The 11,155-nt window shown below is 38.9% G+C and carries 8 protein-coding genes and 2 pseudogenes; 5 read left to right on the top strand and 5 right to left on the bottom strand.

All coding sequences use genetic code 11. The annotated features are described in order from the left end of the window. Both CFPU101_RS15350 and CFPU101_RS15345 read left to right on the top strand, forming a co-directional pair. A pseudogene (locus CFPU101_RS15350) lies at positions 1–241 on the top strand (hypothetical protein); the annotation flags it as partial. Positions 242–343: 102 nt separating this feature from the next. Then, entirely contained in the window at positions 344–2,488 is a 2,145-nt protein-coding gene (locus tag CFPU101_RS15345) for an EAL domain-containing protein (RefSeq protein WP_206816209.1), read from the top strand. An 8-nt stretch (positions 2,489–2,496) separates the two neighbouring features. Here CFPU101_RS15345 and urtE read toward each other — a convergent pair whose 3' ends face one another. The 5 genes and pseudogenes from urtE to urtA all read right to left on the bottom strand — a co-directional run bounded on the left by urtE (position 2,497) and on the right by urtA (position 8,103). Next, on the bottom strand, positions 2,497–3,195 hold the full coding sequence (gene urtE / locus CFPU101_RS15340; RefSeq protein ID WP_206816214.1) for an urea ABC transporter ATP-binding subunit UrtE: 699 nt from the start codon (positions 3,193–3,195) through the stop codon (positions 2,497–2,499). 419 nt (positions 3,196–3,614) lie between these two features. Beyond that, positions 3,615–4,346, bottom strand: a pseudogene (gene urtD, locus CFPU101_RS26180) (urea ABC transporter ATP-binding protein UrtD); the annotation flags it as partial. After that, the gene (urtC, locus tag CFPU101_RS15330; RefSeq protein WP_374191961.1) at positions 4,343–5,515 is read right to left on the bottom strand and encodes an urea ABC transporter permease subunit UrtC; all 1,173 of its coding nucleotides are present in this window, start codon (positions 5,513–5,515) and stop codon (positions 4,343–4,345) included. The gene urtC and the pseudogene urtD, both read right to left, overlap by 4 nt. Then, positions 5,512–6,672: an urea ABC transporter permease subunit UrtB gene (locus CFPU101_RS15325; protein WP_206816207.1), complete on the bottom strand. Its 1,161-nt coding sequence runs from the start codon at positions 6,670–6,672 to the stop codon at positions 5,512–5,514. The genes urtC and CFPU101_RS15325 overlap by 4 nt, the downstream gene beginning before the upstream one ends. A 123-nt stretch (positions 6,673–6,795) precedes the next feature. After that, positions 6,796–8,103, bottom strand: a complete 1,308-nt coding sequence (gene urtA / locus CFPU101_RS15320; RefSeq protein ID WP_206816206.1) for an urea ABC transporter substrate-binding protein — start codon at positions 8,101–8,103, stop codon at positions 6,796–6,798. Positions 8,104–8,512: 409 nt separating this feature from the next. Between urtA and CFPU101_RS15315 the strand changes: the two genes are divergently transcribed. From CFPU101_RS15315 to CFPU101_RS15305, 3 genes are all read left to right on the top strand, one after another. Next, positions 8,513–8,875, top strand: coding sequence for a single-stranded DNA-binding protein (locus CFPU101_RS15315; RefSeq protein WP_206816205.1), 363 nt, complete (start codon positions 8,513–8,515; stop codon positions 8,873–8,875). A gap of 29 nt (positions 8,876–8,904) precedes the next feature. Beyond that, complete coding sequence (locus tag CFPU101_RS15310) at positions 8,905–10,068, top strand: glycosyltransferase (RefSeq protein ID WP_206816204.1); 1,164 nt, start codon at positions 8,905–8,907, stop codon at positions 10,066–10,068. A gap of 129 nt (positions 10,069–10,197) precedes the next feature. Beyond that, positions 10,198–10,929, top strand: coding sequence for a sugar transferase (locus CFPU101_RS15305; protein ID WP_206816203.1), 732 nt, complete (start codon positions 10,198–10,200; stop codon positions 10,927–10,929). The last annotated feature ends 226 nt before the right edge of the window (positions 10,930–11,155 follow it).

Here is an 11,155-nt window from a genome sequence, read left to right as displayed (position 1 = left end):
AGGAATATATCAAAGTGTTAATGATTATTTAGCTAAACTGTATGGCTATGATTCACCTGAACAAATGATCACTCATTTAGTCAGTCCAGAAAATAATCTATATATTCAATCAAATCGTTGGGATGAAATTTTAAAGCTTTTAAAAACTCAAGAAAAAATTACAAATTTAGAGTCTCAAATTTATCGTGCAGATGGCTCAATTATTACGGTTTCCGAATCCATTTGGCTTGCCTTAGTATGATCAGAATTCTTGGACTCAGGAACTTATGATTAATGTATTAAATTTAATATTTGTCAAGTTACTTAAGCTATATTTTGAAATTAAAAGTTAACTGAATTAGTAATGAATTTCTTGCCATCCGCTAAACATAAAGGTAGTATTTTGATTGTTGACGATCTTTTAGATAATCTGCGACTTCTTAGAGATACCTTGATCGAGCAGGGGTACAAGGTTCGGAGTGCTACGACTGGGGCAATGGCCTTAAGAGGAATCAAAGCGGTCACACCAGAGCTAATTTTGCTCGATATCAAATTACCCGACTATGATGGTTATGAAATTTGTCGGCGTATCAAAGCAGATCCACAAACCGCCGATATTCCAGTCATTTTTTTGAGTGCGCTTAATTATTCTTTTGATAAGGTTCAAGGTTTTGCTCTTGGAGGAGCCGACTATATTGCTAAACCGTTTCACATTGAAGAAGTGTTAGCCCGTGTCGAAACTCATCTAACCATTGGACGATTGCAAAAAACTCTAAAAGAACAGAATTATCTCCTTCAGCAACAAATCGAAGAACGTAAACGGATTGAAAAAGACCTGTTTGCCGAAAAAGAATTAGCTCAAGTCACACTTCAATCGATTGGTGATGCCGTCATTACGACCGATGCTTTAGGTAACGTGAAAAACTTTAATCCAATAGCAGAGCAATTAACGGGCTGGCTGGCTCATGAAGTGAAAGATCTTCCTCTATCTCAAGTTTTTCAAATTATTAACGAAATAACCCGAAAATCAGTCATCAATCCGATAACACAAGCTATACAAGAGAATTGTATTGTCGGCTTATCTAACCATACGGCTTTAATTGCTCGTGATGGAACAGAATACGCGATCGAAGATTCGGCAGCCCCGATTCATAATCGTGAAGGTGAAATTATTGGGGCTGTGATGGTATTTCACGATGTTAGTGAATCGCGTCGGCTTTCTCGTCAATTGTCTTGGCAAGCAAGTCATGATGCTTTAACTGGATTAATCAACCGTCGAGAGTTTGAACAACAAGTAACACAGGTGATTGCTTCTGCTAACAGTGAAGAGCAGCAACACGCTTTATGTTACATGGATTTAGATCAGTTTAAAATTATTAATGATACTTGCGGTCATGCGGCGGGTGATGAGTTATTGCGTCAAGTCACCTCTCTCCTACAACAGCGAGTTCGCGTCACTGATCTTTTAGCCCGTTTAGGTGGAGATGAATTTGGTCTATTACTCCATCAATGTACCCTTAAAAAGGCTATCGAGATCGCAGAAACACTTAAAGATTTAATTCAAGACTTTCGGTTTATTTGGCAAGGTAAACCTTTTGTCCTTGGTGTCAGTATTGGGGTTGTTGCGATTGATCAAACCAGTCAAAATTTGATGAAAGTATTAAGCGAGGCTGATGCTGCTTGTTATGCGGCTAAGGCGGAAGGGCGTAATTGTGTTCGTGTTTATAGCCAGAATGATGATGATCTTATTCAGCAACGTGGGGAAAGGCATTTAATAGCAACGATTTCTCAAGCTTTGGAAAATAATCGTTTTCGTCTTTACTGTCAGCGCATTGTGTCAATTGTTCCTCAATCAAAACTTGACTTTTTTGAAATTTTGCTACGATTATTAGATGAAAATGATCAACTGATCTCGCCCGCCGTATTTATACCCGCCGCCGAACGTTATGGGTTAATGCCAAAGATTGATCGTTGGGTGATTAACACTTTTTTTAGTCATTATCACTCTATATCTCAACCACACGTCAATTCTAAAAGCGTTTATTCAATTAATTTGTCGGGCATGAGTGTCAGTAATGACCAATTTCATCGGTATTTGGTTGACCAATTCACTCGTTATCAAATTCCCTCATCATCTATTTGTTTTGAAATTACCGAAACTGTAGCAATTTCTAATTTTCCGCGAGCAAATCAATTAATCAATGAGCTACAAAAGCTAGGTTGTCATTTTGCCCTTGATGATTTTGGGAGTGGGATGTGTTCTTTTATGTATCTCAAAAATCTTCCTGTTGATTACTTAAAAATTGATGGCAGTTTTGTTAAAAAATTGACTGAAAGTTCTTTAGATCGGACAATGATTCAATGTTTTCAGCAAATTGCCCAAGCACTCAAGATCAAAACTGTCGCTGAATGGGTCGAAAATACTACTATTCTAGAAGAATTAAAAGATATTGGGATAGATTATGCTCAAGGCTACGGAATTGAGCCACCTTTTCCACTTATTTTGTAGTAGTTCTATTAAACAGCTAGGAATTTTTGGATCACTTCTTGACTCAGTTCGTGAGTCGGGCCTGATGCAACAATTCCGCCTTTTTGCATAGCATAATATTTATCAGCCTGACGCACAAAATGTAGATGTTGTTCGACTAATAAAACAGAAATTCCTGTGGTTTCGACAATATGTCTAACGGCGGCTTCAATTTCTAAAATAATCGAGGGTTGAATGCCTTCAGTCGGTTCATCTAATAACAAAAGTTTCGGTCTTCCCATTAGTGCGCGGGCAATGGCTAATTGTTGTTGTTGTCCGCCGCTTAAGTCGCCTCCCATTCTAGATAGCATTGTTTTTAGGACTGGAAATAAATTAAAAATTTCTTCAGGTATTTCTAATTTTTTACGTTTATCAGTGACTGCTTCTAACCCTAATAAAAGATTTTCTTTGACGGATAATCTGGGAATAACTTCACGTCCTTGTGGTACATAGCCGATACCCATTCTCGCTCTTTGGTCGGGTGTTTTTTGGCTAATGACGTGTCCATCATAATCAACTTTCCCTGTTCGCGATTTAAGAAGACCAATAATTGTTTTTAATAAGGTAGTTTTACCAACTCCATTACGTCCAATTAAACAAACCATCTGACCTTCTTCAATACTTAGATCAACATTTCGTAAAATGTGACTCTCGCCGTAATACACATTAATATCAGCCAGTTGTAGCATCATAAGTTTACTCTATTTAATTTTTCTCTAACTTCTACTTCAATTTCTTGGACTTTTCCAAAGGGCAGATCAAGTAAAGCAACCATTTCTCGATAGGCTACCCGTTCATCTGAATTAATATTCGGCTCATTGGCATGACGGGAACTAATGGAAATGACTTCATAGCTTAATCTTAAAACTAGCTCTTTTTCTTTTTCCGTTAATTCATCAATAAAATGCTCAACTGAAACATCTTGATAAAAATAGACTTTTAATTCTTCTTTGAGTTTGTTTTGTTCTTCGACATCATGAGCAAAAACTTGGCTCAGACGAGATAAGATTAAATCCATTTCGGCGGGTTCTAAATGACCATCGGCTAAAGCCATTGCCCCAATCACTCTTAGGATTTTTAGCTGATGAGATGTAATTGAAGGTTGTTGTCCTAAATATACTTCAATGACTTTTGGATCATTTTGAATTTGATCCATTGTTCCTTCACATAACACTGAACCTTGATGTAAAACGGTTACTTTTCTCGCTATTTGGCGCACAAATTCCATATCATGCTCAATAACAATAATGGCGTGACTTTCGGCTAAAGCGAGTAATAAATTTCCAACATTTTCCGTTTCTTCATCCGTTAAACCCGCGACAGGTTCATCGACTAATAATAAATCGGGGGATTGTGCGACGAGCATTCCAATTTCTAAACGTTGTTTTTCCCCGTGAGATAGTAACGCAGCAGGTAAATCAGCCCTTGTCACTAAGCCAATGGTTTCTAGTAAACTACCAACTTTCCGATACTCTGATGATTCAGGACGACGAAACAGAGTAGAAAGCACATTTTTGTTCTGATTGCAAGCTAAATCTAAATTTTCTTTGACGGTTAAATTGAGATAAACTCTGGGGGTTTGGAATTTGCGACCGATGCCCATTCTAGCGATCGCATATTCGGGAATCTCTCGTAAATTACGACCCTTAAACAGTACTCGTCCTGTAGTGGGTTGTACCTTCCCTGTAATCGTGTCTAAAAAGGTGGTTTTCCCTGCACCATTGGGGCCAATAATCACGCGCAATTCACCAAAATCTAAATTAAAGTTGAGATGATTAATCGCTTTAAAACCACCAAAACTTACGGTTACATCTTCAATCTCTAAAATTTTTCCCGTCATGTCTCTAACTCTTCTCTTTCTTTTTGAACGTCTGGATCTTCTTCTAAACTAGGATAGGTGACTAATTTACGACGACCTTTTAAGTATGTTTGTAAGTCTCTAATTCCTCCTAAAATTCCATTCGGCAAAATAGTAACGACCGATAAAAATAATGCCCCTTGGAAAAATAGCCAAATTTCGGGGAATTGTTCACTTAAAGTGGTTTGAGCAATTCGTACTATTAATGTACCAATAATTGCACCGACAAGAGTGGCACGACCTCCGACTGCTACCCAAATCACCATTTCAATCGAAAACGCAACATCCATCGCATTTGGTGTAATAATTCCCGTTTGTACTGTATACAAAGCACCCGCTATTCCTGCGATCGCACCAGAAATCGCAAAAACCAAAACCTTAAACCATGTTGGGTTATAGCCAGTAAATCTGACTCGTACTTCATCATCTCGAATGGCGACTAATAAACGCCCTAAACGACCACTGGTTAACCAACGACACAATAAATAAACTAAAACCAGCAAAACAACCGTTGTAATATAAAAACCTCTTTGTGCTGAGGGCGAACTTGCTAACACTCCAAAAATAGGTTGTGTATCGGTTTTTAGACCGTTCGTTCCATTAATCAGTTTTTGTTGTCCGTTAAAGAAGTTAAAAAAGACAAGTAGAGCCGCTTGTGTCAAAATCGAAAAATAAACGCCGCGAATTCGATTTCTGAAAATGAGATATCCGAGTAATGCCGCGACAAGGGCAGGCACAATAATAATGGCTAAAATCGTTACGGGAAGGGAATAAAACGGTTTCCAGATCCAAGGTAATTCATTTACGCCATACAAAGAGAAGAACTCAGGTAATTGTCCTTGGGGTAGTTGCAGGTTTAGATACATTGCTAACCCATAGCCACCCAAAGCGAAAAATATGCCGTGTCCTAAACTGAGTAATCCAGTATATCCCCAAATTAAATCAATCCCTAACGCGACAATGGCTAGGGACAGAAAACGGCCCAATAATCTTAGGCGAAAAGCAGGCAAGATTAAAGGTAATAATAAGCCAAAGATCAACGCAACACCCAGTATACTGAATGCTTCGATCATTAACTTACGCTTTGAGCGTATTTCTGCCTCATGTCGGGTAACAGGTTCAACTGCTATATTTTGAGTAGTGGTTTTCATATCTCCGCCGTCCGTCCTTTCGGTGCAAAAATACCTGCTGGTTTAACTTGTAAAAAGGCAATAATCAAGGCGAAAACCAATACTTTAGCCATACTCGTTGTTGCAAAGAAGTTAAATAAATCGGTTATCGGTTGTAAAGATGGGGCTGAACTCGAAATTAGTGCAAATGTACCTGAACCAATTAAATAGTTAATCGTGCCAATGGCTAAGGCTGCGATAATGGTTCCCAGTAAATTACCGACTCCTCCGACGACGACAACCATGAACGTATCGATGATATAGTTTTGTCCAGTGTTCGGCCCAACTGAACCAAGTAGACTAATGGCACAACCCGCAATTCCCGCTAGTCCAGAACCGAGGGCAAAGGTTAACGCATCAACGGTTGCCGTAGGAATACCCAGACAAGCACTCATTTGACGGTTTTGCGTTACTGAACGAATGCGTAAACCCCAGTGAGAACGGTTTAAAAACCAATAAGTCGCCAGTAAACAAAGAACGGTCAGAAAGATAATAAATAAACGAGTGTAGGGAACTTGGAAACTGCCAATGGGAAAACCACCACGTAACCAAGCAGGGGCGGTTACATCAACGTTTCTCGCACTAAACCAAGGTTTTGCTAATGCTGTATTACTACTTAAAAGCTTGCCGAGTACTGTCGAAATAGCGACGGAAAGTAATAAAAGCGCGGCAATTGCCCAATTTTTAATTCTGTCCCATTCAGCACCACGACGTAATACCCACAACCCACCGAAAAAGAGTAAACTAAAAACAATTAGACTAATGGCTAATAATGTATTTACGCTGCGGACAAACTGCTGCAAAATCAGACTAACGCCCCAAGTTGCGAGTAAGGTTTCTAGAGGTCGACCATAGAGAAAGCGAATGACTCCCCTCTCTAACAGTAATCCGACTAAACCCGCGATTAGAAAAGCCATCGGTACAGCAAACAAGATATAAAGTTCAAACCAAGGGCTACCCAAAGGTTTAAAGACATTCTGAACTACATAGGTTGTATAAGCCCCTAACATCATTAATTCCCCATGAGCGAGATTAATTACGCCCATTAACCCAAAGACAATAGCGAGTCCTAATGCTGAAATTAGCAACACAGAACCGATACTGATTCCATTAAATAAGCCTTCTAGTAGAGGTAACATCTTGCGAAGCGATGAAAAATATGTTAAAGATTACTGCAAAGATCCGAAAAATTGTGTAATTTTGGTCACAAATAATTTTTTGGGCTTGAAGACCAAGCCCGTCTCAATTAAATAATTAAGGTTTTAAGCTTTGAATTTACCGCCTTTAGCAGGATCTGTCCAATCACAAGCAAAACCTTTAGTATCGGGTACAAATTGGTTCCAAGGTTGCGGTTCAACAGGGCCTGTAGTTGCCCAAACGATGTCAAATAATCCATCATCTCTAACCTGACCAATCCGAACGGTTTTGGAAATATGATGGTTAGGGAACATTTTAACCGAACCATTTGGGGCCTCCATAGCCTGGCCCACCGCAGCTAAACGAACTTTTTCTAAATCATCTGCTGTTCCTGCTTTTTCTACGGCTTGTTTCCAGAGATAGACCATAATGTAAGCGGCTTCCATCGGGTCATTGGTTACACGGTCTTGACCGTATTTTGCTCTAAAGGCTTCAACAAATTTTGTATTTGCTGGAGTCTCGACGGTTTGGAAATAGTTCCAAGAAGCGTAATGTCCTTTGAGGTATTCTGGCCCAATTTGTTTAACTTCTTCTTCGGCGATACTCACAGACATGGTGGGATATTTATCAGGTGTTAGACCTGCTGCTTGAATTTGTTTGAAGAATGCAACGTTACTATCTCCATTCAAGCTATTAAAAATGACTCCGCCATTAGGCAAAGCTTGTTTAATTTTGGTAATAATTGGGGTTACTTCGGTATTTCCCAGAGGTAAATAGTCTTCACCAACGGTTTTACCCCCTTTAGCTGCTAATTGCTCTTTAATAATTGTATTAGCGGTTCTGGGGAAAACATAGTCAGAACCGACTAAGAAAAATTCTTTTCCTTTGTTTTGCAGTAACCAATCAACTGCGGGTTCGATTTGTTGATTAGGGGCAGCACCTGTATAGAAGATATTCTTAGAACATTCTTGCCCTTCATACTGGACGGGATACCATAACATATGGTTTTTAGACTCGAAAACGGGTAAAACCGCTTTCCGACTCGCGGATGTCCAGCAACCAAACACAGCAGCGACCTTATCTTGATCGATTAATTTGGTCGCTTTTTCGGCAAAAGTTGGCCAATCTGAAGCCCCATCTTCTTTGATAGGTTCGATTTGTTTGCCTAAAACCCCACCCGCTTTATTAATTTCTTCGATCGCTAATAACTCTGCATCAACAACGGTGGTTTCACTAATCGCCATTGTACCGCTTAGTGAGTGTAAAATCCCGACTTTAATCGTATCGCCACTAGCCGCAGGACTTGCGGGGGTTGTTGGCGAAGTTGTTGCTGTAGGGGTTTGATTCCCATTACAAGCTTTTAATAATAAACTCGTTCCTAAAGTAGCAGAACCGTAAACTATAAATTTGCGTCGTCCGAATCGATTTGACATTTTTTTTTATTGATTAACCTCGCTTTAAAATCACTAACACAATTGGTTTGTGAGGTGAAGATTGAGTCAGAATTGACAGACTGTGTGAGATATTATAGCGAGAAATGTCTAAAAATTGTATTTTTTTATACAATTTTATTTTCTATTAAAATTCTTAGTTTTTAAACCCTAAGATTGTATATTTTCATGTATAACTTAATGTTTTTTTGACAATTAATGTTATACAAAACTAAAATTTTTAAACATTTAATCAATAAACTTAGAATGCTCAAAAAAAGTGATAGTAATTTTAATACTTTAGCTGAAAAAACAAATTATATAATCATCTAAATACAAGATTTCTTTTGCAATTCCCTAAGAGTCGTTTAAAATAGTCATACATAGGTACTATATTTTTTTTGAAACGTTTATGAGTCTTAACGTCGTTCATTTAGTCGGTCGTGTCGGAACTGATCCTGATGTGAAATACTTTGATTCGGGTAGTGTTAGATGTACTCTCACTCTCGCCGTCAAAAAACAAACCAGCCAAAGTGATGAACCCGATTGGTTTAATCTAGAACTGTGGGGAAAAACCGCCGAAGTCGCTGCGAATTATGTCCGCAAAGGGGGTTTAATTGGCGTTAAAGGCTCATTAAAAATAGAAACGTGGACAGATAAGCAATCTGGGGGAAATCGCTCGCGTCCGATTATTAAAGTCGATAAGCTAGAACTATTAGGCTCAAAACGAGATAATGATGGGGGTCAAGTTCCAAGTTACAATGATGCAATTTAAGATGATAGCCTCTTGTTGCGTGCTATGTTATGAAATATGCTTTGGTACATGAATGGTTAACCCCAAAAGCCACAGGAGGATCAGAGTTAGTCGTTAAAGACATTTTGCAGCATATTGAGGCTGATTTGTATGCTTTAATTGATTTTGAATCAACCAATCCTCAAAGTTATCTTTATGGTCGTCAAATTGGCACGACCTTTTTACAGCATTTTCCCTTCGCCCGTAATGGCATACAAAAGTATTTACCTTTATTACCATTCGCGATCGAACAGTTAGACTTGAGAGATTATGATGTAATCCTGTCTTCTTCCCATGCCGTTGCTAAAGGTGTCATTACTCGACCCGATCAACTTCATATCTGCTATTGTCATACACCGATGCGCTATGCTTGGGATCTAACCTTCGATTATCTCCAAAATAGTAAAGCCGGAAAAGGAATCCCTGGAATTTTGACCCGCTATGTACTGCATCGCTTACGTCAGTGGGATGTCATTTCGGCCAATCAAGTTGATTATTTTATTGCCAACTCTCAACATACAGCGCGTCGGATATGGCGATGTTACCGACGTGAAGCAAAAGTAATTTATCCACCCGTTGCCCTAGACCGATTTACCTTTCAACCCCAAAAAGAAGACTTTTATTTAACCGTCTCCCGTTTAGTGAGTTATAAAAAAATTCCGTTAATTGTAGAAGCATTTAATCAGCTTGGTCTACCCTTAATTTTAATCGGTGAAGGGCCACAATTAGAATTAGTTCGTCAAATAGCGAAACCCAATATCACTATCTTAGGAGGACAACCCAACTCAGTCGTCGAACAGTATATGTCGCAAGCCAAAGCCTTTGTGTATGCAGCAGTTGAAGATTTTGGGATTGCACCCGTTGAAGCACAAGCCTGTGGTACTCCAGTTATTGCATTAGGTCAAGGCGGCGCGTTAGAAACAGTTAAAGATATCCGAAAATTTCCTCAAGATGGAACAGGGATACTATTTAAAAAACAAACGGTAGAACATTTAGTAAAAGCCGTTGAAACTTTCTGCGAGATAGGACATCAAATTAAACTGGACAGTTGTCGATTGCAGGCAACGAGATTTACGCCTAAAATTTTTATATCGTCATATTTGGCGTTTTTGGAAGACTGTCAGTTATCTGAGTTATCCAGTACTCCTCCGTATAACGGCGGAGTCGGCGGATAACCTGCATTCATTGGGTCAACCAAAAGTTCCCTGAACAAAATTTCGGTTTTGTGACTAGATTTTCCATATTTTTGGTCTTCTGGTTCTATGATGGGGACAGTGTGGTGTGAAGTGATGTGAAGGAGTACAATGACTGCTAACAGCCCGTTAATCTCTGTCAGAGCCTTACGTGCTTTGATGAGAAAGGGAAAACAACCTTGGGGAGTATCTAGAAGTCGCCAAAGTGCTTGGTCAAATGCTTTTGATGGCAATTTGGCCAAACGTGGTTTTGATATTTTCTTTTCCCTATCGGTATTGGTTTTCTTATCGCCGCTTTATTTAATTTTGGCATTACTCATCGCGGTAAGTTCTCCCGGCCCAATTTTCTATGTACAGGAAAGAGTCGGCAAAAACTTTAAGCGTTTTGGGTGTATAAAATTCCGAACGATGGTACAAAATGCCGATGAAGTTCTAGAAAATTTGATGGAGAGTTCTCCTCAACTGCGCGATGAATTTGAAAGAACTTTTAAGCTTAAAGATGATCCTCGAATTACTTGGATTGGTCATTTTCTTCGCTTAACCAGTTTAGATGAATTTCCTCAGTTCTGGAATGTCTTAATTGGTGATATGAGTGTTGTTGGGCCAAGACCTTTAGTTCCAGAAGAATTACATAAATATGGTTATCGAATTGACAAAATTTTAACAATTCGTCCAGGATTAACGGGCTTATGGCAGGTTTCAGGACGCAATGATATTCCCTATCCTTTACGAGTTCAAATTGATGTGTATTATGTCAATGCTCGTAATTGGTTACTGGATATCTGGATTATTGTTAAAACTATCTTCGTGGTAGTTTTTCCCCGCAATAATGGGGCATACTAAAGACAGCAAATGGCTTTCGGTAATGCGGAAATCCAAGAGCAGAAATCATTTTTTGAACTGCTCTAATTTCCATTTAGTGATGCGATCGTCACTTTTTTCGTAATATATTCATTTTTTAGGCTAACATCTTGTAATCGAGGAGCAAAGTATGGTATAAGCTTCACGATAAGTAAAATTTACATTCCTTTACCTAACATCGTAATGGGATAAATTTATAGACAGTCAT

Source organism: Chroococcus sp. FPU101 (genome assembly GCF_017312365.1).
Taxonomy (GTDB): Bacteria; Cyanobacteriota; Cyanobacteriia; order Cyanobacteriales; family Microcystaceae; genus Chroococcus.
The sequence above is the reverse complement of the archived record's forward strand: the minus strand, read 5'-3'. Positions and strand labels throughout refer to the sequence as shown.

Bases quoted from the DNA above. Each gene is read 5' to 3' on its own strand.
- CFPU101_RS15345 (WP_206816209.1), top strand. From the start codon at position 344: ATGAATTTCTTGCCATCCGCTAAACATAAAGGTAGTATTTTGATTGTT.
- urtE (WP_206816214.1), bottom strand. From the start codon at position 3,195: ATGCTACAACTGGCTGATATTAATGTGTATTACGGCGAGAGTCACATT.
- urtC (WP_374191961.1), bottom strand. From the start codon at position 5,515: ATGAAAACCACTACTCAAAATATAGCAGTTGAACCTGTTACCCGACAT.
- CFPU101_RS15325 (WP_206816207.1), bottom strand. From the start codon at position 6,672: ATGTTACCTCTACTAGAAGGCTTATTTAATGGAATCAGTATCGGTTCT.
- urtA (WP_206816206.1), bottom strand. From the start codon at position 8,103: ATGTCAAATCGATTCGGACGACGCAAATTTATAGTTTACGGTTCTGCT.
- CFPU101_RS15315 (WP_206816205.1), top strand. From the start codon at position 8,513: ATGAGTCTTAACGTCGTTCATTTAGTCGGTCGTGTCGGAACTGATCCT.
- CFPU101_RS15310 (WP_206816204.1), top strand. From the start codon at position 8,905: ATGAAATATGCTTTGGTACATGAATGGTTAACCCCAAAAGCCACAGGA.
- CFPU101_RS15305 (WP_206816203.1), top strand. From the start codon at position 10,198: ATGACTGCTAACAGCCCGTTAATCTCTGTCAGAGCCTTACGTGCTTTG.